Annotated in this window: 20 protein-coding genes and 1 pseudogene; 13 read left to right on the plus strand and 8 right to left on the minus strand. The window is 58.6% G+C overall.

Annotated features, from left to right (window positions below; all coding sequences use genetic code 11):
- Positions 1-22 precede the first annotated feature (22 nt).
- Together seqA and pgm are read left to right on the plus strand one after the other, a co-directional pair.
- On the plus strand, positions 23-577 hold the full coding sequence (gene seqA, locus BWI95_RS12290; protein WP_076769558.1) for a replication initiation negative regulator SeqA: 555 nt from the start codon (positions 23-25) through the stop codon (positions 575-577).
- Positions 578-601: 24 nt separating this feature from the next.
- On the plus strand, positions 602-2,242 hold the full coding sequence (pgm, locus tag BWI95_RS12295) for a phosphoglucomutase (alpha-D-glucose-1,6-bisphosphate-dependent) (protein ID WP_054804208.1): 1,641 nt from the start codon (positions 602-604) through the stop codon (positions 2,240-2,242).
- Between the two features lie 256 nt (positions 2,243-2,498).
- On the opposite strand, the gene kdpE is transcribed toward pgm, so the two are convergent.
- Genes kdpE through kdpF form a run of 6 tightly spaced genes read right to left on the minus strand, consistent with a single transcriptional unit; the run spans position 2,499 to position 10,286 of the window.
- A complete protein-coding gene (gene kdpE / locus BWI95_RS12300; protein ID WP_054804207.1) occupies positions 2,499-3,176 on the minus strand; it encodes a two-component system response regulator KdpE in 678 nt (225 codons plus the stop codon).
- The gene (gene kdpD / locus BWI95_RS12305) at positions 3,173-5,860 is read right to left on the minus strand and encodes a two-component system sensor histidine kinase KdpD (protein WP_076769559.1); all 2,688 of its coding nucleotides are present in this window, start codon (positions 5,858-5,860) and stop codon (positions 3,173-3,175) included. The genes kdpE and kdpD overlap by 4 nt, the downstream gene beginning before the upstream one ends.
- A gap of 3 nt (positions 5,861-5,863) precedes the next feature.
- Positions 5,864-6,439, minus strand: a complete 576-nt coding sequence (kdpC, locus tag BWI95_RS12310; RefSeq protein WP_054804206.1) for a potassium-transporting ATPase subunit KdpC — start codon at positions 6,437-6,439, stop codon at positions 5,864-5,866.
- A 12-nt stretch (positions 6,440-6,451) separates the two neighbouring features.
- Positions 6,452-8,500 carry a potassium-transporting ATPase subunit KdpB gene (gene kdpB, locus BWI95_RS12315; RefSeq protein WP_076769560.1) on the minus strand — a complete coding sequence of 683 codons (2,049 nt, stop codon included), beginning with the start codon at positions 8,498-8,500 and terminating at the stop codon, positions 6,452-6,454.
- A gap of 20 nt (positions 8,501-8,520) precedes the next feature.
- Complete coding sequence (gene kdpA, locus BWI95_RS12320; RefSeq protein WP_076769561.1) at positions 8,521-10,197, minus strand: potassium-transporting ATPase subunit KdpA; 1,677 nt, start codon at positions 10,195-10,197, stop codon at positions 8,521-8,523.
- The gene (gene kdpF / locus BWI95_RS12325; RefSeq protein WP_042713160.1) at positions 10,197-10,286 is read right to left on the minus strand and encodes a K(+)-transporting ATPase subunit F; all 90 of its coding nucleotides are present in this window, start codon (positions 10,284-10,286) and stop codon (positions 10,197-10,199) included. The genes kdpA and kdpF overlap by 1 nt, the downstream gene beginning before the upstream one ends.
- 906 nt (positions 10,287-11,192) lie before the next feature.
- On the opposite strand from kdpF, the gene BWI95_RS12330 reads away from it, so the two are divergent.
- The 8 genes and pseudogenes from BWI95_RS12330 (at position 11,193) to nei (ending at position 17,755) form a co-directional block, all read left to right on the plus strand.
- Complete coding sequence (locus BWI95_RS12330; protein WP_054803727.1) at positions 11,193-11,399, plus strand: YbfA family protein; 207 nt, start codon at positions 11,193-11,195, stop codon at positions 11,397-11,399.
- Positions 11,400-11,501: 102 nt separating this feature from the next.
- On the plus strand, positions 11,502-12,455 hold the full coding sequence (locus BWI95_RS12335) for a YbgA family protein (protein ID WP_034811748.1): 954 nt from the start codon (positions 11,502-11,504) through the stop codon (positions 12,453-12,455).
- 7 nt (positions 12,456-12,462) lie between these two features.
- A complete protein-coding gene (phrB, locus tag BWI95_RS12340; RefSeq protein ID WP_076769562.1) occupies positions 12,463-13,875 on the plus strand; it encodes a deoxyribodipyrimidine photo-lyase in 1,413 nt (470 codons plus the stop codon).
- Positions 13,876-13,884: 9 nt separating this feature from the next.
- Entirely contained in the window at positions 13,885-14,628 is a 744-nt protein-coding gene (locus BWI95_RS12345; protein WP_054803728.1) for a type 2 GTP cyclohydrolase I, read from the plus strand.
- Between the two features lie 11 nt (positions 14,629-14,639).
- Complete coding sequence (pxpB, locus tag BWI95_RS12350; protein ID WP_054803726.1) at positions 14,640-15,296, plus strand: 5-oxoprolinase subunit PxpB; 657 nt, start codon at positions 14,640-14,642, stop codon at positions 15,294-15,296.
- Positions 15,290-16,221, plus strand: a pseudogene (gene pxpC, locus BWI95_RS12355) (5-oxoprolinase subunit PxpC). Before pxpB ends, pxpC begins: the two are co-directional and overlap by 7 nt.
- Complete coding sequence (pxpA, locus tag BWI95_RS12360; RefSeq protein ID WP_054803725.1) at positions 16,211-16,951, plus strand: 5-oxoprolinase subunit PxpA; 741 nt, start codon at positions 16,211-16,213, stop codon at positions 16,949-16,951. The pseudogene pxpC and the gene pxpA overlap by 11 nt, the downstream one beginning before the upstream one ends.
- Positions 16,952-16,963: 12 nt before the next feature.
- Positions 16,964-17,755 (plus strand): endonuclease VIII, encoded by a 792-nt coding sequence (gene nei / locus BWI95_RS12365; protein WP_054803724.1) that lies wholly within the window; start codon positions 16,964-16,966, stop codon positions 17,753-17,755.
- Positions 17,756-17,979: 224 nt separating this feature from the next.
- Here nei and BWI95_RS12370 read toward each other — a convergent pair whose 3' ends face one another.
- Positions 17,980-19,266, minus strand: a complete 1,287-nt coding sequence (locus tag BWI95_RS12370; protein ID WP_042712794.1) for a citrate synthase — start codon at positions 19,264-19,266, stop codon at positions 17,980-17,982.
- A 203-nt stretch (positions 19,267-19,469) separates the two neighbouring features.
- Positions 19,470-19,577 carry a hypothetical protein gene (locus BWI95_RS24110; protein WP_420028337.1) on the minus strand — a complete coding sequence of 36 codons (108 nt, stop codon included), beginning with the start codon at positions 19,575-19,577 and terminating at the stop codon, positions 19,470-19,472.
- Positions 19,578-19,901: 324 nt separating this feature from the next.
- Between BWI95_RS24110 and sdhC the strand changes: the two genes are divergently transcribed.
- The 3 genes from sdhC to sdhA are packed head-to-tail and all read left to right on the plus strand — an operon-like array spanning position 19,902 to position 22,413.
- The gene (sdhC, locus tag BWI95_RS12380) at positions 19,902-20,306 is read left to right on the plus strand and encodes a succinate dehydrogenase cytochrome b556 subunit (protein WP_034811753.1); all 405 of its coding nucleotides are present in this window, start codon (positions 19,902-19,904) and stop codon (positions 20,304-20,306) included.
- Positions 20,300-20,647 carry a succinate dehydrogenase membrane anchor subunit gene (gene sdhD / locus BWI95_RS12385; protein ID WP_023478217.1) on the plus strand — a complete coding sequence of 116 codons (348 nt, stop codon included), beginning with the start codon at positions 20,300-20,302 and terminating at the stop codon, positions 20,645-20,647. Before sdhC ends, sdhD begins: the two co-directional genes overlap by 7 nt.
- A complete protein-coding gene (gene sdhA / locus BWI95_RS12390) occupies positions 20,647-22,413 on the plus strand; it encodes a succinate dehydrogenase flavoprotein subunit (protein WP_034811756.1) in 1,767 nt (588 codons plus the stop codon). The genes sdhD and sdhA overlap by 1 nt, the downstream gene beginning before the upstream one ends.
- Positions 22,414-22,424 lie beyond the last annotated feature (11 nt).

The following is a 22,424-nucleotide window of genomic DNA, read 5'->3' on the forward strand; positions in this document are numbered from 1 at the left end:
TTTTATATAGCACTGGATTAAGATGAAAACGATTGAAGTTGATGATGAGCTCTACAGTTACATTGCCAGCCATACTAAGCACATTGGCGAGAGCGCATCCGAGATTTTACGGCGTATGCTCAAGTTCTCCGCCGCATCATCGTCTCCCTCTGCAGCGCCCGCCGCGCCGGTGAAAGAGACACGCGCTGCCAGCGTTGTCGAAGAGGTGAAACCGGCCAACACGACCCGGGATAAAGTCCGCGCGGTTCGCGAGCTTCTGCTCTCCGACGAATACGCCGAGCAGAAAAAAGCGGTTAATCGCTTTCTGCTAATCCTGTCTACACTCTATTCACTCGATGACAAAGGGTTTACGGAATCCACTGAATCTCTGCACGGTCGCACGCGCGTATACTTTGCCGCTGATGAGCGCACCCTGCTGCAGAACGGCAACCAGACCAAGCCGAAACAAGTGCCGAACACCCCTTATTGGGTCATCACTAATACGAATACGGGCCGTAAATGCAGCATGATTGAACACATCATGCAGTCAATGCAGTTCCCGGCGGAGCTGATTGAGAAAGTTTGCGGCACAATTTAATCCTTGCATTAAAAGGACGAAGCAATGGCAAACCATCCGCGCGCGGGGCAACCTGCGCAACAGGGCGATTTGATTAACGTCGCGCAGCTGACTGCGCAGTACTATGTGTTGAAACCGGAAGTTGGCAATGCTGACCATGCGGTGAAATTTGGTACCTCAGGTCACCGTGGTAGCGCATGGCGTCACAGCTTTAACGAGCCGCACATCCTTGCCATTGCGCAGGCGATTGCCGAAGAGCGTGCAAAAAACGGCATCACCGGGCCGTGCTATGTTGGTAAAGACACCCACGCCCTCTCTGAGCCGGCGTTTATCTCCGTGCTGGAAGTGTTGGCTGCCAACGGCGTTGATATCATCGTGCAGGAAAATAACGGCTTTACGCCGACGCCTGCCATTTCTAACGCCATTCTTGTGCACAACAAAAACGGTGGTGCGCAGGCGGATGGTATCGTGATCACGCCGTCCCATAACCCGCCGGAAGATGGCGGCATCAAATACAACCCGCCAAACGGCGGCCCGGCCGACACCAACGTCACCAAAGTGGTGGAAGATCGCGCTAACGCGCTGCTGGCCGACGGTCTGAAAGGCGTGAAACGTATTTCGCTGGATGCTGCGATGGCCTCCGGTCACGTCACTGAAAAAGATCTGGTGCAGCCGTTTATTGAAGGGCTGGCGGAGATCGTCGATATAGCGGCGATCCAGAAAGCGGGCCTGAAACTGGGCGTCGATCCGCTGGGCGGCTCCGGTATTGAGTACTGGAAACGTATCGCCGAGCACTACAAGCTCGACCTCACCATCGTGAATGATGAAGTCGATCAGACTTTCCGCTTTATGCATCTCGACAAAGATGGCGCGATCCGTATGGACTGCTCCTCCGAGTGTGCAATGGCCGGTCTGCTGGCGCTGCGCGATAAGTTTGACCTGGCCTTCGCCAACGACCCGGATTACGACCGCCACGGCATCGTCACCCCGGCTGGCCTGATGAACCCGAACCACTACCTGGCGGTAGCGATCAACTACCTGTTCCAGCACCGCCCGCAGTGGGGCAAAGATGTTGCAGTCGGTAAGACGCTGGTCTCCTCTGCAATGATCGACCATGTGGTTAACGACCTTGGCCGTAAGCTGGTGGAAGTGCCGGTAGGCTTTAAGTGGTTTGTGGATGGTCTGCACGACGGCAGCTTCGGCTTCGGCGGCGAAGAGAGCGCCGGTGCCTCGTTCCTGCGCTTCGACGGTACGCCGTGGTCCACGGACAAAGACGGCATCATCATGTGCCTGCTGGCAGCGGAGATCACTGCGGTGACCGGCAAAAACCCGCAGCAGCACTATGACGAACTGGCTGCCCGCTTTGGCGCGCCAAGCTACAACCGTCTGCAGGCTGCGGCCTCTTCCGCACAGAAAGCGGCACTGTCCAAGCTCTCGCCTGAAATGGTGAGTGCCAGCACGCTGGCGGGCGATGCGATCACCGCTCGCCTGACCGCAGCACCGGGCAACGGCGCCTCGATTGGCGGCCTGAAAGTGATGACCGACAACGGCTGGTTTGCCGCGCGTCCGTCCGGCACCGAAGACGCCTACAAAATCTACTGTGAAAGCTTCCTCGGCGACGAACACCGTAAGCTGATTGAGAAAGAAGCGGTGGAAATTGTCAGCGAAGTGCTGAAAAACGCGTAAATCGCGGCACAGCAAAAAGGCTCCCTCGGGAGCCTTTTTTGTGTCGGATGGCGGCTGACGCCTTATCCGACCTACAACTGCATCAAACACATTACCCGGATAAGCGCAGCGCCATCCGGCAATCAAACGGTGCGGAACAGGTAACCCGTAGGCCGGATAAGCACAGCGCCATCCGGCAATCAAACAGCGCGGAACAGGTAACCCGTAGGCCGGATAAGCGTAGCGCCATCCGGCAATCAGCCGTGCAAATCACGCCTCACAACATAAAGCGATACCCGATCCCGGTCTCGGTCAACAGATGACGCGGGCGCGCCGGATCGCTCTCCAGCTTCTGGCGCAAATGCCCCATATAAATTCGCAGATAGTGGCTATGCTCAACGGCATTTGGCCCCCACACCTGGCTTAACAATTGCCGCTGAGTCAGCACCTTGCCGTGGTTGTTGAGCAGCACTGCCAGCAGGCGAAACTCAATCGGCGTCAGGTGGATCTCCTCGTCGCCACGCTGGATGCGGCGGCTGGCGAGATCAACGCGAATATCGCCAAAGGTGATCACCGGTTCGCCCGGCGTGCTGGCGGCATGGCGGCGCAGCGCAACCCGCAGTCGCGCCTGTAATTCGCCAATGCCGAAGGGTTTACTGAGGTAATCATCCGCGCCGGCATCCAGCGCGGCGATCTTGTCGCTCTCTTCGATGCGTGCTGACAGGACAATAATCGGCATCTGGCTCCACTGGCGCACATCGCGAATAAAATCGAGACCGTCACCGTCCGGCAAACCAAGGTCGAGGATCACCAGATCCGGCTTGCGCGTTGCCGCTTCAATTAACCCGCGCTGCAGCGTCTCCGCTTCGTGCACGCGCAGCCCCTCAGCTTCCAGCGCGGTGCGCAGAAAGCGGCGGATGGCCTGTTCATCTTCGACAATCAGAACGTTAATCACAGATCCTCGGGTAATTCATCCAGTTGCGGGGGCGTTTCCCGCGCGAGTGTAACATAAAAGCGCGCGCCTCCCTGCGGACGGTTTTGCGCGTCGATGGTGCCGCCATGTACCTCGACAATTGCCTGGCAAATCGCCAGCCCCAGGCCAACGCCGGGGATGGCCGATTCTTTGGTGCCACGCGCAAATTTTTCAAAAATGGCGTGCTCCTGGCCTGGCGGGATCCCCGGCCCGTTATCCCACACCTCCAGCGTCCACTCGCTCGGTGTGCTGTGCGATTCAATACCAATCTGCGCGCCGGATCCGGCATATTTCACCGCGTTTTCCAGCAGGTTGATCAACACCCGCTCAAACAGCGGGCCATCAACATGTACCAGCATCAGCGGGTCGGGTAGCGACAGCGCAATCTGCCGCCCGCCCATTACTGGCTCAAGGGTACGCAGCGCACTGCCGACCACCTCTTCCAGCGTCAGCCACTCGCGTTTTAAATTAAAGCCGCCAGACTGGATGCGCGCCATATCCAGCAGATTATTGACCAGCCGGGTGGTGTTGAGCACATGCTGGCGGATCTCGTTGGCCTGCGGGGCATGTTTCGACCCTTCGCTGGCGAGATCGAGCGTCAGGATCTCAGCCTGACCAAACAGCACCGTCAGCGGGGTGCGCAGATCGTGGGAGAGGGCAGCCAGCAGCGAGTTGCGCAGGCTCTCGCGCTCGCTTGCAAGCCGCGCCTGCTCTTCGCGCGTCGCCAGCGCCTGGCGCTCAAGCGCATTCGCCACCAGCAGGGTGAAGGTCTCCAGCAGACGCTGCTGCTCGGGGATCATCAGCTGGCGCAGATTCGCTGGCTCGACAATCAGCAAGCCATACACCGTATCGTCATTTTTCAGCGGCAAAATTTGATACGGCACGCCGGGCAGCGTATCGGTACCCGCGCCCGCAGGCTGTCCCTTATCAAAACTCCAGCGGGCGATGGCATCATCCCACGGCGTCATGCCCTGGTTTTCCGTTACCGCCGCCAGTTTACCTTCGCTGTTCGGCAGCAGCAGTTTGCTGCGCGCCTCAAAGGTGGAGTGAATAAACGTTTCGCTGGTGGCGGCGATATCCTGATTATTGCGTCCCGCCGCCAGCGCTTTCGACATCTCATAGAGATGACGCGTGCGCCGCTCACGGTAACGCGCCACTCTCGCCTGGTAACGCACCCCGGCGGTGAGATTGCCAATCACCAACCCGACGGTCAGCATCACGCCGAAAGTGAGCAGATACTGCACATCCGACACCGCCAGCGTGCCGCGCGGCGAGATAAAAAAGAGATCGAAGCTGATGACGTTAATCACCGTGGCGAAAGCCGATGGCCAGCGGCCATAGAACAGCGCCACCAGCACCACGCCCAGCAAGTAGATCATCACCAGGTTGGTGGCTTCAAAGGCCGTCAGCCACTGCAAGGCGATAAAAGTGATTGCCGCGCAAAGCGCCAGCGCGACCGCGCAGCCGGTAAGCTGCACACGCCAGCGGTCGAAAAAGGGGCGGGAGTCGCCGCTGCGCACCGGCAGCGGTTGGGTGCTCTCCTGCAGGGCGATAATCACCAGATCGAGATCCGGCGCACGGCGCGCCAGGCGGTCGGCAAAGGATTCGCGGTGCCACCAGCGGCGGTTATCGCGGCGGCCAATGAGGATCTTGCCGAGGTTATGTTCGCGTGCGTAGCGCAGTATCGCGCGATCTTCCGCCGGGTCGGCGAGGGTCGCGGTCTCTGCGCCCAGCTCCTGGGCCAGCCGCAGGGCGCTTAAGATCGCCCGCCGCTGTGACTCCGGTAATTTGTGCAGGGTAGGGGTTTCAACATAGACCGCATGCCAGGCGCTACCGAGTTTGGCTGCCAGCCTCGCTGCGGTGCGGATCAATTTCTCGTTACCCGCGCCGTGACCGACGCAGAGCAGAATGGCGTCGCGCGTATGCCACACCTTCTCTTCACCGAGGCGATCGCGCCAGGCGCGCATCTGGTCATCTACCCGGTCGGCGGTGCGCCGTAGCGCCAGCTCGCGCAGTGCAATCAGGTTGCCTTTGCGAAAGAAGTGCTCAATGGCGCGCTCCGCCTGGCCGCCAATATAGACTTTGCCTTCATGCAGCCGCTGGCGCAGATCATCCGGCGGCAGGTCGACCAGCACAATCTCATCAGCACTATCAAAAAAGGGATCGGGCACCGTTTCGCGCACCTGAATGCCGGTGACGCCGCTGACCACATCATTCAGGCTCTCCAGATGCTGAACGTTGACGGTGGTAAAAACGTCGATGCCTGCTTCCAGCAGCTCCTCCACATCCTGCCAGCGTTTCGGATGGCGCGAGCCGGGGGCGTTACTGTGCGCCAGCTCATCCATCAAAATCAGTGCTGGACGCCGCGCAAGGGCGGCGTCCAGATCAAACTCATGCACCACGCGCCCGCGATGGGCAATGCGCCGCACGGGTTGCAGGGGCAGGCCCGCCATCAGCGCGGCGGTCTCTTTGCGCCCGTGCGTCTCTACCACGCCCGGCAGCACGTCCAGCCCCTGCGCCCGCAGCCGCTGCGCTTCCTGCAACATGGCAAAGGTTTTACCCACCCCGGCGCAGGCTCCGAAAAAGATCTTCAGCTTGCCCCGGTGTGCCGTAGCGGCATGCTCCAGCAGGCGGTCGGGATCGGGGCGCAACGGCTCATCACTCATGCGTTATTTGTCCTTCAGCGCATCCAGCGCCAGATTAAGTTCAACCACATTCACCACCGGCTGACCGAGGAAATTAACCAGCGGTGTTTCGGTGTATTTATTAACCAAATCATTGACCGTCTGCACCGACAAGCCGCGCGCTTGCGCCACGCGCGGGATCTGCCAGCTGGCCGCCTGCGGCGAGAGTTGACCATCCAGCCCGCTGGCGGAAGTGGTTAACAGCTCCACCGGAATCGCTTTTGGTGAGTGCGGGTTTGCCGCGCGCAGCTGCGCCACGCGTTCGGCCACCTGCTTATCCAGCTCCGGGTTGCTGCCCGCCAGATTACTGCCGCCCGAAGCCATCGGATTATAGGGCGCATCGGCGGTCGCGGAAGGGCGACCGTGAAAATAGCCCGGTGCGGTGAAATCCTGGCCCAGCAGACGGGAGCCGCGCACCGTGTCGCCTTGCTCGATCAGCGAGCCGTTCGCCTGGTCGTGAAACCACCACTGCCCAAGGGCGGTGGTCAGCAGCGGGTAAAGCCCGCCGGTAATAAACGTCAGCAGTATTAAAAGCAGAAAGGCGGGACGTAATAAAGCCATCTTTTTCACTCCTTAAACCAGGCCAAACAGCGTGAGCAGCAGATCGATTGCTTTGATACCGATAAACGGCACCAGCAGACCGCCCAGCCCGTAAATCCACAAGTTGCGGCGCAGCATTGCCGAGGCGGTCAGCGGCTTGTAGCTCACGCCTTTCAGCGCCAGCGGGATGAGGAACACAATCACCAGCGCGTTAAAGATCACCGCACTTAAAATCGCCGAAGAGGGGGAGTGCAGATGCATCACATTCAGCGCGTTGAGCTGCGGATAGGTGGCCGCAAACGCCGCAGGGATGATGGCAAAATACTTCGCCACATCATTGGCAATACTGAAGGTGGTGAGCGATCCGCGCGTCATCAGCATCTGTTTGCCGATATGCACCACTTCAATCAGTTTGGTCGGGTTCGAGTCGAGATCGACCATGTTCCCCGCCTCTTTCGCCGCCTGGGTACCGGAGTTCATCGCCACCGCGACATCCGCCTGCGCCAGCGCCGGGGCATCGTTAGTGCCATCGCCGGTCATCGCCACCAGCCGACCTTCGGCCTGGTATTGACGAATCAGCGCCAGCTTCGCTTCCGGCGTCGCTTCGGCGAGGAAGTCATCCACGCCCGCTTCGGCGGCAATCGCCGCGGCGGTTAAGCGGTTATCGCCGGTGATCATCACCGTTTTGATGCCCATCTTACGCAACTGGGCGAAGCGCTCTTTAATGCCGCCTTTGACGATATCTTTCAGCGCGATAACGCCCAGTACGTTAGCCCCTTCCGCTACCACCAGCGGCGTCGCGCCCTGGCGGGCCACATTTTCCACCACCGTCTCAACATCTGCCGGGAAGGTGCCACCATTAGCCTCGATATGGCGACGAATGGCATCCACTGAGCCTTTGCGGATCATGCGATCCTGCACGTTAATTCCGCTCATGCGCGTTTGCGCGGTAAAGGGGACGAAGGTTGCTTGCAGGCTCTGCATATCCCGCTCGCGCAGGTTAAAGCGCTGCTTGGCGAGGATCACAATGCTGCGCCCTTCCGGGGTTTCATCGGCTAAGGAAGAGAGCTGGGCCGCATCGGCCAGCGTCTTCTCATCGACGCCGCGCGCAGGCAGAAAGTCCGACGCCTGGCGGTTGCCAAGGGTGATGGTGCCGGTTTTATCCAGCAGCAGCACATCGACATCGCCCGCTGCCTCGACGGCGCGACCGCTGGTGGCGATCACATTCGCACCCAGCATGCGGCTCATCCCCGCCACGCCAATCGCCGAGAGCAGGCCGCCGATGGTGGTCGGGATCAGGCAGACCAGCAGCGCAACCAGCACCGTGACGCTGACTGCCGTGCCGCCGTAAAGGGAGAAGGGCCACAGCGTGGCGGTCGCCAGCAGAAAGACAATAGTCAGCGCCACCAGCAGAATGGTCAGCGCGATCTCGTTAGGCGTTTTGCGGCGCTGGGCACCTTCAACCATGGCGATCATGCGATCGAGAAAGGTTTCGCCTGGGTTAACGCTGCACTGGATCACCAGCCAGTCAGAAAGAATGCGCGTGCCGCCGGTCACAGAGGCAAAGTCGCCACCAGACTCGCGGATCACCGGCGCGGATTCACCGGTAATGGCGCTCTCATCCACCGACGCGCCGCCTTCGATCACTTCGCCGTCGCAGGGAATAATATCCCCCGCTTCAACCAGCACGATATCCCCTTTGCGTAACTCATCTGCCGGAACATGATCCATCGGTGCATCGTGCTGTGGCGCGCGCAGTTTGCGGGCAAAGACCGTCTTTTTCACCCCTTTCAGGCTGTTGGCCTGCGCTTTACTGCGCCCCTCCGCCAGCGCTTCGGCGAAGTTGGCAAACAGCACCGTCACCCACAGCCAGAGGCTGATCGCACCGGTAAACCACGCGTTACCGACCAGGTGACCGGTTGCCATAGCGATTGCCAGCAAGGTGGTGAGCAGGCTGCCGATCCAGACGATAAACATCACCGGGTTACGCCACTGCACCTGCGGGCTTAATTTGGTTAAGGAACCCATCAGCGCCTGGCGAACAAGGTTCGCGTCAAACAGGGCCAGTTGTTTGCGACTCATAATAGTGGTCTCCGCCAGACTCAAAACTGAAGGTATTCCGCCACCGGACCAAGGGCCAGGGCAGGAATAAAGGTCAATGCGCCAACCAGCAGCACGGTGCCGATCAGCAGGCCAATAAAGAGCGGGCCGTGGGTCGGCAGGGTGCCGGAACTGGTGGGCTGGATCTTTTTACTCACCAGCGAGCCAGCAATCGCCAGCACCGGCACAATCACGCCGAAGCGGCCGACAAACATGCAGAAGGCGAGCAGACAGTTCCAGAAAGGCGTGTTGGCGCTCAGGCCACCAAAGGCGCTGCCGTTGTTGTTGGCGGCGGAGGAGACGGCATACAGCACTTCACTAAAGCCATGAATGCCGGGGTTGAACATGCCGCTGCGTCCGGCGTCGGTCATCATCGCCAGCGCCGTGCCAATCAACACCAGCGCCGGAGTGACGAGGATCGCCAGCGCGGTCATCTTCATTTCGCGGACATCAATTTTTTTACCGAGGAACTCCGGCGTGCGGCCAATCATCAGCCCGGCGATAAACACCGCCAGCAGGACAAACAGCAGCATGCCGTAGAGACCTGAGCCGACGCCGCCAAACACCACTTCGCCAATCTGCATTAACCACATCGGGATCATGCCGCCGAGTGCGGTAAAGGAGTCATGCATGGCGTTGACTGCACCGCAGGACGCGGCGGTGGTCACCACGGCATAAAGGCTACTGGCGAGGATACCGAAGCGGCTCTCTTTACCTTCCATGTTGATGGTGCTGTCGCCGCCGAGCGTCAGGAAGTGCGGGTTACCTAGCCACTCGGCCCGCATCACAATTGCCACGCAGACGACAAAGATTATCGACATTGCCCACAGCAGCATCTGCCCCTGGCGGCGGTCGCTCACCGCTTCACCAAAGGCGAAACAGAGCGCGGCAGGGATCAGGAAGATCGCCAGCATCTGCACAAAGTTGGTCAGCGCCGTCGGGTTTTCGAACGGATGGGAGGAGTTGGCGTTAAAGAAACCGCCGCCGTTGGTGCCAAGCATTTTAATCGCTTCCTGCGAGGCGACCGGGCCCATTGGCATCAGGTGCTGAACCCCTTCGAGAGAGGTATAGGGCTGGTAGGGGAGCAGGTTTTGCAGCGTGCCTTGCTGGATGAAAAAGAGGGCGATCAGCAGCGCCAGCGGCAGCAATACCCAGAGCGTAATGCGCGTCAGATCGACCCACGCGTTGCCCAGCGTCTCCATGCTGCGGCGGGCGAAGGCGCGGATCAGCGCAAACACTACCGCGATGCCGGTGGCGGCAGAGAGGAAGTTCTGCACCGTCAGGCCGACCATCTGGCTAAAGTAACTCAGCGTGCTTTCACCGGCGTAGGATTGCCAGTTGGTATTGCTGACAAAGCTGACCGCAGTGTTGAGTGCCAGGTGCCAGGAGAGGCCAGGCAGGTTCTGCGGGTTCAGCGGCAGGATGCCTTGCAGCATCAGCAGGGCAAACAGCAGGGCGAGGCCAAGCAGATTGAGCCACAGGATCGCCAGCAGGTAGTGCCGCCAGCTCATTTCACGGGTGTCGATACCCAACCCGCGCCAGAGCAGGTTTTCCACCATGCCAACGCCCGGCAAAGGCTGACCGGCAATCAGCTTCGCCAGCAGCGATCCAAGCGGGCGCGCCAGCAGGAACAGCACCAGCAAAAAGCCGGCAACCAGAAGAAACGCTTGAGCGGCCATTAAAATGCCTCCGCGTTTATCAGGGCGTAAATCAGGTAGCCCAATAACAGGAAAACCAGCACGATGCCGATTAGCACGCCTGCACTCACAGTTCACCTCCGGGGTGATTTAAGGATGTGCAGAGAGGCTAATTTTTCAGGCGCAAAGATTTCGCAAAAATCCCCGGGCGAGGTGTAAAAAAAGTATAAAAATGGATGGGAAATGAACGTCTTGTAGGCCGGATAAGTTGTAGGCCTGATAAGCGCAGCGCCATCAGGCAATGAGCTTGGCATATGGCACGGGTGGAAAGGTTCCGTTCACCAGGCGTTGGGGAGTTTCATTAACCTCTTATGCGGTGAACGGGACAAGGGGGGGACCGCTCCCCCCTTGTCAATCCCCGCGGCCCCGCGAGGAAATCGGTGCTGCGCACTGCGCTCACCTCCCGCGTGCCTGACTACGGCCGGCTCGACTCGACATCCTGTCTCGGTTCGCCTCTGTCCGCCATCCATGGCGTCCAGACCTTGTCATTCACGCTTCGGTTCGCCGATTTCAGCGGGGACACAACCCCATCGCTGCGAGACCGCAGATAAAAGCAAAACCGGTATCGCTGGAACTGCGGTTTTGTAGGCCGGATAAGGCGCAGCCGCCATCCGGCAATTGTGCCGCGGAGATAATGCCGGATGGCGCGTACCGCTTATCCGGCCTACAGAACCCCCTCCACCGAGGCAACGTGCCGCACCGATTGCTCCAGCGGCTACGCTTCGCAAATGCAACATTCAAAACCATTATTTAACCGATGGTTATTATTAATTTAACCGTTTTGTAACTTATTTACGAATTGCGTGTAAATAAATGCGCATCAGCTAAAAATAGTGGTCGGATGAGTAGTAAAATTACAAACAAACCGGTATTATTTTGAGCAGATTTCAGTCTCGCAGCGTTTTTTCGTTACTCACTTACCGCTGCGGTAACTTTTTTCCGGTGCCCGATACCGGCCTGACAAAGGGGAGAGATTTATGAACACATACAAAATGTTTCCAGCGCACATTGTGCTGATGCGTCGTGCTTTCGCCGTTGCGGCGGGCCTGCTGGCACTGCCGGTGATGTTGTTCTGGAAGGATCGCGCACGGTTCTACAGCTATCTGCACCGCGTCTGGGCTAAGACCAGCGAGAAACCGGTATGGATGGATCAAGCAGAAAAAGCAACCTGCGACTTTTATTAATCGGGCTACACACAGCAACCCGATCGCGCCACCGCACTTGCGGTGGCTTTTTTTTACCTGCGGCCTTTGACTACAATGATTATGTCTAATCAAGGAGTCGCTATGAGTGAGAAAATCCCTGTCGGCATCAGTGCCTGTTTATTAGGGGAACAAGTCCGTTTTGACGGCGGCCATAAGCGGCTTGCCTTCGCAGTTGAAGAGCTATCACCGTGGATGCGTTTTGAGCCAGTCTGCCCGGAGATGGCCATTGGCCTGCCGGTGCCACGTCCGGCGCTGCGGTTGGTCAAAGAGGAGAGCGGAGTTTCGCTGCGCTTTAGCGACAAGCGGGAAGGAGATTTAACCGAGCAGATGGCACACTTCTCCCGCGAGCGCGTCAGCCGTCTCGACCATTTGTGCGGCTACATCGTCTGCGCCAAATCCCCCTCCTGCGGCATGGAGCGGGTGCGCGTATACGACGCGGATGGCAAAAACAACCGCAAAGCCGGGCGCGGCATCTTTACCGACATTCTGATGGAGACCCATCCGTGGCTGCCGGTGGAGGAGGATGGTCGCCTGCACGATCCCCATATCCGCGAGAACTTTGTTGAGCGTATTTACGCCCTGCATGAACTTAACAGCGTGCGCGAGCGCGGCCTGACGCGTGGGGAGCTGATCGCCTACCACAGCCGCTATAAGCTGCTGCTGCTGGCGCACTCTCAGCCGAAATACCGCGAACTGGGGCGTTTTGTCGCCGCCATCCATGAGTGGGCCTCTCTCGACGAGTGGTTTGTAGAGTATCGCCAGCGCCTGATGGATCTGCTCTCACACCAGGCAACCCGCCGTAACCACACCAATGTGCTGATGCATGTGCAGGGCTACTTCCGCAAGCAGCTCAATGCCCGCCAGCGTGAAGAGCTGTCGAAGCTGATCGACAGCTACCGCCAGGGCATTCAGCCGCTGCTGGCACCCGTCACCTTACTGAAACACTATATGGCTGAGTTCCCGGACGCTTATCTCTCCGGACAGCGCTATTTTGACCCCTGGCCGGAAGCGCTGCGCTTACGTTACGGACATTAGGAGCATTATGACCACCCATCTGGTCTGGTTTCGCACGGATTTGCGCGTGCACGATAACTTCGCGCTGGCGGCGGCCTGCCGCAGCGCGAACGCAACAGTAAAAGCCCTCTTTATCGCTGCGCCGAAGCAGTGGCAGCAGCACCTGATGGCACCGCGACAGGCTGCACTGATTGAGTCCCATCTTAATGCGCTGCAACAGGCGCTCGCCGAGCGCGGCATTGAGCTTATCTACCGCGAAGTGGATGACTTTGCCGCCAGCGTGCAGGCAGTCGCTGAGGTCTGCGAACAGGAGCAGGTCAGCCACCTTTTTTATAACTATCAATACGAGCTTAACGAGCGCCAGCGCGATGCGGCGGTGGAGAAAGCGCTGCCTAACGTCGCCTGCCAGGGGTTTGATGACAGCGTGATGCTGGCACCCGGCAGCGTGATGACCGGCAATCGCGAGATGTTTAAGGTCTTCACCCCCTTTAAAAACGCCTTTTTGCGCCGTTTAAAAGAGGATCTGCCGGAGTGCGTCGCTGCGCCGCAGCCGCGCGAAGGCGGAGCACTCAAGGTTGAGCCGCTGTCGCTCAACTACCCGCAACAGCCCTTTGACGAAAAGCTTTTCCCGCCGGATGAGAAGCAGGCCATCGCCCGCTTGCGCCACTTCTGCCAGCACCAGGTGGCAGAGTATGAGCAGCAGCGCGATTTCCCGGTTATTGAGGGCACCAGTCGTCTCTCCGCCAGCCTCGCCATCGGCGCACTCTCGCCGCGCCAGTGTCTGCATCGCTTGCTCGCTGAGCAGCCGGGTGTGCTGGAGGGCGGGCCGGGTGCGGTGTGGCTGAGTGAGCTTATCTGGCGCGAATTTTATCGCCATCTCATCACCTACTATCCGGCGCTGTGTAAGCACCGCCCGTTTATTCCGTGGACGGAAAAGGTGCAGTGGCAGGATAACCCGCAGCATCTGGAAGCGTGGAAAAAGGGGATGACCGGCTATCCGATTGTTGATGCAGCGATGCGTCAGATGAATGAGACCGGCTGGATGCACAACCGTCTGCGTATGATTACCGCCAGCTTCCTGATCAAAGACCTGCTTATCGACTGGCGGGTGGGAGAGCGCTATTTTATGGCTCAACTGGTGGATGGCGATTATGCGGCGAATAACGGCGGCTGGCAGTGGGCGGCCTCGACCGGCACCGATGCCGCGCCCTACTTCCGTATCTTCAACCCGACCACCCAGGGGGAGCGCTTCGATGCGGACGGCGAGTTTATTCGCCGCTGGCTTCCGGAGCTGAAAACCGTGCCACCGAAGGCTATCCATCAACCCTGGGTCTGGGCAGATAAGCAGGGCGTTAAGCTCGATTATCCGCGCCCGATTGTCGATCATAAACAGGCGCGAAGCGCCACGCTGGCGGCCTATGAAGCCGCGCGAAAAGGGTAGAGAGTGAGCATGAAAAATACCGAACTGGAAAAATTGATTAACGAAAAACTCAACAGTGCGGCGTTCAGCGATTATGGCCCGAATGGCCTGCAGGTTGAGGGGCGAGACGAGGTCCGCAAAATCGTTACCGGCGTCACCGCAAGCCAGGCGCTGCTGGATGAAGCCGTGCGCCTTGAAGCTGATGCGGTGATCGTGCATCACGGTTACTTCTGGAAAAACGAAGCGCCGATTATTCGCGGCATGAAGCGCAACCGCCTGAAAACCCTGCTGGCGAACGATATCAACCTCTACGGCTGGCATCTTCCCCTCGATGCCCATCCGGAGCTGGGGAATAACGTGCAGCTTGCCGCACTGCTCGGCATCACGGTGCAAGGGGAGATTGAATCGCTGGTGCCGTGGGGCGAGCTGTCGATGCCGGTTCCCGGTCTCGTACTGGCATCGTGGATTGAAGCGCGTCTCGGGCGTAAACCGCTGTGGTGCGGCGATACCGGGCCTGCCACCATCAAGCGCGTGGCGTGGTGCACCGGCGGCGGTCAGGGCTTTATTGATAAAGCCGCGGCCTTCGGCGTCGATGCCTTTATCACCGGCGAAGTATCTGAGCAGACTATTCACTCCGCGCGCGAGCAGGGGCTGCACTTCTTCGCCGCGGGGCACCACGCCACCGAGCGCGGCGGCATTCGCGCCCTCGGCGAGTGGCTGACCGCCAATACCGATCTGGATGTGACCTTTATCGATATCCCTAACCCGGCGTAAGGAGCAGGCAAGTGCAGCGAGCGCGTTGTTATCTGTTAGGCGAAACCGCCGTCGTGCTGGAGCTGGAGCCACCGGTGCAGTTGGCGACGCAAAAGCGTATCTGGCGGCTGACGCAGCGGCTGGCGACATTTCCGCAGGTGGTGGAAGCGATCCCGGGGATGAATAACGTTACCGTTGTGCTGCGCGATCCCACCACGCTGGCGCTCGATGCGATTGAGCATCTGCAGCGCTGGTGGGAAGAGAGCGAGGCGCTGGAGCCGGAGTCACGGGCCATTGAGATCCCGGTGGTTTACGGCGGCGAGGCCGGGCCGGATCTGGCGCATGTCGCCGACCACTGCGGCATGAGCGAAAAGCAGGTCGTGGAGCTGCACGCCTCTATCGAATACCGGGTGTGGTTTATCGGTTTTCAGCCCGGTTTCCCCTATCTCGGCGGCATGCCGGAGGCGCTCACCACACCACGCCGGGCGGAGCCGCGCATTAGCGTGCCTGCCGGGTCGGTCGGCATTGGCGGTGCGCAAACTGGGATTTACCCGCTAGCCAGCCCCGGCGGCTGGAACCTGATTGGGCGTACCGATCTGACGCTATTTAACCCGCGCCTGGCGGAGCCGTCGCTGCTGCGGCCTGGCGATACGCTGCGCTTTATCCCGAGCAAGGAGGGCGTATGTTAACAATTCATCGCGCGGGGATGTACACCTCGTTGCAGGGTGGTAAGCGCATCGGCCTGCGTCAGTCTGGCGTCAGCTACAGCGGCGCGCTCGATGGCCCGGCGCTGGAGATTGCCAATGCGCTGGTCGGCAACGCGCCGGATGCTGCCGCACTTGAGATCACCCTCGGCCAGTGTGAAGTGGAGTTCGCCCGCGATTGCTGGTTTGCTCTCACCGGCGCGGGCTGTGATGCGACACTTGATGGCACTGACGTCTGGACCGGCTGGCGCTTTGCGGCGAAGGCCGGGCAGCGGCTGGTGCTGAATCGCCCGCGCTTTGGCGTGCGCAGCTATCTCGCAGTCGCAGGCGGTTTCGATCTGCCGGAGGTGATGGGATCGGGCAGTACCGATCTGAAAACCGCTATTGGCGGACTGGAGGGGCGCTTGCTGCGCGATGGCGACACGCTGCCGCTTGGCACACCTTCGCGGTCGTTTAGCGCGCAACAGGGCGTGAAACAGCTATTGTGGACGAACCGTATCCGCGCACTGCCGGGGCCCGAATATCACGAATTTGATGCCGCCTCCCAGGAGGCATTCTGGCGTCTGCATGGCATATCAACCCGCAGAGCAACCGCATGGGCTACCGCCTGCAGGGTCAGCCGCTGGTGCGCACAATCGAGCGGGATCTGCTCTCCCACGGGCTGCTGCCTGGTGTTATCCAGGTGCCTTCAAATGGTCAGCCGATTGTGTTGATGAATGATTGCCAGACCACCGGCGGTTATCCGCGTATTGCCTGCATTATCGAAGCCGATCTCTACCGTCTGGCGCAAATTCGCCTCGGTCAGCCCGTGCACTTTGTGCAGTGCTCGCTCGACGAAGCGCTGCAGGCGCGGCGCGAACAGCGGCTGTTCCTCGATCAACTGGCATGGCGGCTGCGCGATGCGGATTGATTTAAACGCCGATATCGGCGAAGGCTTTGCCGACAACGACCGCGCGCTGATGCAGGTGGTGAGTTCGGTGAATATCGCCTGCGGCTTTCACGCCGGTGATGCCGCCACCATGCTCACCTGTATTGAGCAGGCATTGGCGAACAATGTCGCTATCGGCGCGCACCCGTCGTTTCTCGATCGCGAAAATTTTGGCCGCAAGAGAATGTCCACCGCGCCGGAAGTGGTCTATAGCGAAGTGCTCTACCAGTGCGGCGCGCTGGCGGCGCTGGCGAAATCCCGCGGCGCGAGCCTTTCGCATGTGAAACCCCACGGCATGCTCTACAACCAGGCAGCGCAGGACGCGGCGCTTGCCGATGCCATCGCCCGCGCGGTGCGGGATCTCAATCCCGCTCTAAAACTGGTCGGGCTGGCGGGCAGCGAGCTGATCCGCGCAGGCGAGCGGCTGGGGTTAGCCACACGTGAAGAGGTGTTTGCCGATCGTGGTTATCAGGCCAGTGGGCAGCTTGTGCCGCGTGGTGAGCCGGGCGCACTGATTGAGGATGAGCAGCTGGCGCTGACACAGACGCTGGAGATGGTGCAGCGCAGGCGCGTCAAAAGCGTTGAGGGGGACTATGCGCCCGTTAACGCGCAGACGGTCTGCCTGCATGGTGACGGCGCGCATGCGCTCGCCTTTGCCCGCCATTTACGCGCCGCGTTTATTGCCGAAGGCATTACCGTTTCATCACGCTGATAAGGAGTTTTCATGCCGGAAGGACCGGAGATCCGCCGTGCGGCGGATACGCTGGAAGCCGCGATTAAGGGCAAACCGCTGACCGAGGTCTGGTTTGCCCAGCCGCATCTTACTGATTATGCCGCCGGGCTGGTGGGGCAGCAGATCGATGCCATCGAGACACGCGGCAAAGCGCTGTTAACGCACTTTTCCGGCGGGTTAACGCTTTATAGCCACAATCAGCTTTACGGCGTCTGGCGCGTGGTGAAGGCGGGGGAGATACCAGAAACCAACCGCGTGCTGCGCGTGCGTTTGCAGGCGGCAGATAAAGCGATTTTGCTCTACAGCGCCTCGGAGATTGCATTGCTGACGCCGGAGCAACTGGCGCAGCACCCCTTTTTGCTGCGCGTAGGGCCGGATGTGCTGGATATGCGCCTGACGGTGGAGGAGGTGAAAGCGCGTTTGCTCTCGCCGCGCTTTCGGCGTCGGCAGTTTGCCGGGCTGCTGCTCGATCAGGCGTTTCTCGCAGGATTAGGTAACTATTTGCGCGTCGAAATTCTCTGGCACAGCGGGCTGACCGGGCAGCGCAAAGCGGAGCAGCTTAGCGAGAGCGAGCTGGATCTGCTGGCAGAAGCGTTGTTAGCGATCCCGCGTTTCTCATATCAGACCCGGGGACGTGTTGATGAGAAGAAGCATCACGGGGCGCTGTTTCGCTTTAAGGTGTTTCACCGGGCCGGGAAGAAGTGCGAGCGTTGTGGCGGGATGATTGAGAAGACGACGCTCTCTTCACGACCCTTTTATTGGTGCCCGGGGTGTCAGCGGTAAACAAGTCAGTGGTAAACGAGAACGTGCCGGATGGCGGCTACGCCTTATCCGGCCTACGGATCGTGCCACCGCAACCATCGCAGGCCCGATAAGCGCAGCGTCATTGTGTCATTGAGCGGGGAAGGGCAATCGTAGGCCCGATAAGCGTAGCGCCATCGGGCAATATTACGGGGTAGTGCAGTTGCAGGCCCGGTAAGCGCAGCGCCACCGGGCATTAGCGGGGATTAATCTTTTTTCAGATCTGACGAAAACTCGCGTTTTTCGTAACCGGTATAGAGCTGACGTGGACGGGCAATCTTAATGCCGTCATCGTGCATCTCGTTCCAGTGCGCAATCCAGCCCACGGTACGCGCCATCGCGAAGATCACCGTAAACATGGAGGACGGGATCCCCATCGCTTTCAGAATAATGCCTGAGTAGAAATCGACGTTCGGGTAGAGTTTGCGTTCGATGAAGTACGGGTCGTTGAGCGCAATGTGCTCCAGCTCCATCGCCACTTCCAGCAGATCGTCTTTGGTGCCCAGTTCACGCAGCACTTCATGGCAGGTTTCACGCATTACGGTAGCGCGCGGGTCATAGTTCTTATAGACACGGTGACCGAAGCCCATCAGACGGAACGAATCGTTCTTATCTTTGGCGCGACGCAGGAATTCCGGAATGTGTTTAACGGTGCTGATCTCTTCCAGCATCTTCAGTGCCGCTTCGTTCGCGCCGCCGTGCGCCGGTCCCCACAGGGAGGCGATACCAGCCGCAATACAGGCAAACGGGTTCGCGCCCGATGAGCCTGCGGTACGCACGGTAGAGGTGGACGCATTCTGCTCATGGTCAGCGTGCAGGATCAGAATACGATCCATGGCGCGTTCCAGAACCGGGTTCACTTCATACGGTTCGCACGGCGTGGAGAACATCATGTGCAGGAAGTTGCCCGCATAGGAGAGGTCGTTGCGCGGGTAAACAAACGGCTGACCGATGGAGTACTTGTAGCACATCGCGGCCACGGTCGGCATTTTGGAAAGCAGACGGAATGCGGCGATTTCACGGTGGCGCGGGTTGTTCACATCCAGCGAGTCGTGGTAGAACGCCGCCAGCGCGCCGGTCACGCCGCACAGCACCGCCATCGGGTGCGAGTCGCGACGGAAACCGTGGAACAGACGGGTGATCTGCTCATGGATCATCGTGTGGCGGGTCACTGTCAGTGTGAACTCTTCAAACTGGGCCTGGGTCGGCTTTTCGCCGTACAGCAGGATGTAGCACACTTCCAGATAGTTGGACTCAGTCGCCAGTTGATCGATGGGGAAGCCACGGTGCAGCAGAATCCCTTCATCGCCGTCGATAAAGGTGATTTTCGATTCGCATGATGCGGTTGAGGTAAAACCTGGGTCAAAAGTGAAAACCCCTTTTGAACCGAGACTACGGATATCAATAACATCCTGACCGAGCGTGCCTTGTAGCACATCCAGTTCAATAGCATCGTCACCATTGTAGGTGATGGTTGCTTTCTTATCAGCCATTTACGGTCTCCTTAGCGCCTTATTGCTTAAGACCGCCAGCCACCGGGTTTGCCTTCACTTGACCGTCAATGTTAACGAATTGTTATATAGCTCGCTGCTCTGCGAAGAGGAGATACCAGGGTACAGAGCGATAGGCGCGTGCAGATACACATTGAAAATACAGTGAAAAAACAGCAAATCAGCGTCTTAGCAGTCCGAATTTATCAAACCTGTATATCACTAATAACTGTCCTGATTAAATCGGTCAATACCATCACACTGTTACATAACTTATTCTCAGGTGAAAGCAAGACCCCATAACTTTTAAGCATTATAAGTTCTTTCTGGCGTAGTTTGTAACAAGAATGTTTAACTTTTGTCAAATCAGATGATTAAATTTTAAAATAATGTTGTTATCGTGACCTTGGTCACTGTTCTGCATAAAACCCGACAAACTATATGTAGGTTAATTGTAATGATTTTGTGAACGACCTATACTGCCGCCAGGTCTCCGGAATACCCTGCCATCCCGAGCCACCCAGCGTTGTAACCTGTCGTTTAGCATATGGAAGCACATTTTTTGCATGACGAGCAGTTATAGAAAGGACGCTGTCTGACCCGCACGCAGACCGGAGGAAGGAAACTATAAGAATAGCATGTGGGCGTTATTCATGATAAAAAATGTGAAAAAACAAAGACCTGTCAATCTGGATTTAACAACGATCCAGTTTCCTGTTACGGCTATAGCTTCCATTCTCCACCGCGTTTCCGGTGTCATCACGTTTGTGGCGCTCGGCATTCTGTTGTGGTTACTGGGCTTGTCGCTGTCATCTGAAGAGGGCTTCCAGGCCGCTTCTGCCATCATGAGCAGTTTCTTCGTCAAATTCATCTTCTGGGGCATCCTTACCGCGCTGGCGTATCACGCTGTCGGCGGCATTCGCCACATGTTTATGGATTTTGGCTGGCTGGAAGAGAACTTCGCCGCAGGAAAACGTTCCGCTAATATTTCTTTTGTGATCACTGTCGTGCTTTCAATTCTCGCAGGAGTCCTCGTATGGTAAGCAACGCCTCCGCATTAGGACGCAACGGCGTACATGATTTTATTCTCGTCCGTGCTACCGCTATTGTCCTGACGTTATACATCATCTACATGGTCGGCTTTTTCGCGCTGCACAGCGAAGTGACCTGGGGTGTCTGGACGGGCTTCTTCTCCTCCGCCTTCACGAAAGTCTTTACCCTGCTGGCGCTCTTTTCCATCCTGATCCACGCGTGGATCGGCATGTGGCAGGTATTGACCGACTACGTTAAACACGTTGCAACGCGCCTGCTGCTGCAGCTGGTGATTGTTGTTGCGCTGCTCGCGTACGTCATTTATGGATTCGTTGTGGTGTGGGGTGTGTAATGAAACTGCCAGTCAGAGAATTTGATGCTGTTGTAATTGGCGCAGGTGGCGCAGGTATGCGCGCGGCGCTGCAAATTTCCCAGAGCGGGCAAACCTGTGCGCTGCTCTCTAAAGTCTTTCCAACCCGTTCCCACACTGTCTCTGCGCAGGGCGGTATCACCGTTGCGCTGGGCAATACCCATGAAGATAACTGGGAATGGCACATGTATGACACGGTAAAAGGCTCCGACTATATCGGTGACCAGGACGCCATTGAATATATGTGTAAAACCGGCCCGGAAGCGATTCTTGAGCTGGAACATATGGGTCTGCCATTTTCCCGTCTGGAAGATGGCCGCATCTATCAGCGTCCGTTTGGCGGCCAGTCGAAAGATTTCGGCGGCGAGCAGGCGGCACGCACGGCGGCCGCAGCGGACCGTACCGGTCACGCGCTGTTGCACACCCTTTATCAGCAGAACCTGAAAAACCACACCACCATCTTTTCCGAATGGTATGCGCTCGATCTGGTGAAAAACCAGGATGGCGCGGTGGTCGGCTGTACGGCGCTCTGTATCGAAACCGGTGAAGTGGTCTACTTTAAAGCGCGTGCAACCGTGCTGGCAACCGGCGGGGCGGGGCGTATTTACCAGTCCACGACCAACGCACACATTAACACCGGCGACGGTGTTGGGATGGCGCTGCGTGCCGGTGTACCGGTGCAGGATATGGAAATGTGGCAGTTCCACCCGACCGGCATCGCCGGCGCAGGTGTACTGGTCACCGAAGGGTGCCGTGGTGAAGGCGGTTACCTGCTGAACAAACATGGCGAGCGCTTTATGGAGCGTTATGCGCCGAACGCGAAAGATCTGGCGGGCCGCGACGTGGTTGCGCGCTCGATCATGATCGAAATTCGCGAAGGCCGCGGTTGCGATGGCCCGTGGGGCCCGCACGCCAAGCTGAAACTCGATCACCTCGGTAAAGAGGTGCTGGAATCGCGCCTGCCGGGGATCCTTGAGCTGTCGCGCACCTTTGCCCACGTCGATCCGGTCAAAGAGCCGATCCCGGTTATTCCGACCTGCCACTACATGATGGGCGGTATTCCGACCAAAGTGACCGGCCAGGCACTGACCGTTAACGCCCAGGGCGAAGACGTTGTTATTCCGGGTCTGTTTGCGGTAGGCGAAATCGCCTGCGTATCGGTACACGGCGCCAACCGTCTGGGCGGCAACTCGCTGCTCGACCTGGTGGTATTTGGCCGCGCGGCGGGTCTGCATCTGCAGGAGTCTATCGCCGAGCAGGGCGCGCTGCGTGATGCCAGCGACTCTGATATCGACGCTTCCCTTGAGCGCCTTAACCGCTGGAACAACAACCGCGATGGCGAAGATCCGGTCACCATTCGTAAAGCGCTGCAAGAGTGTATGCAGCACAACTTCTCGGTCTTCCGTGAAGGCGATGCGATGGCGAAGGGCCTTGAGCAGTTGAAAGTGATCCGCGAGCGCCTGAAAAACGCCCGTCTGGACGACACCTCCAGCGAGTTCAACACCCAGCGCGTTGAGTGTCTGGAACTGGATAACCTGATGGAAACGGCCTATGCAACGGCGGTTTCTGCCAACTTCCGTACCGAAAGCCGTGGCGCGCATAGCCGCTTCGACTATCCGGATCGTGACGATGAGAACTGGTTGTGTCACTCCCTGTACCTGCCAGAGACGGAATCTATGACGCGTCGCAGCGTCAATATGGAACCGAAACTGCGTCCGGCGTTCCCGCCGAAGATTCGTACTTATTAATGCGGAGACAG

This window comes from Kosakonia cowanii JCM 10956 = DSM 18146 (assembly GCF_001975225.1).
GTDB lineage: Bacteria > Pseudomonadota > Gammaproteobacteria > Enterobacterales > Enterobacteriaceae > Kosakonia > Kosakonia cowanii.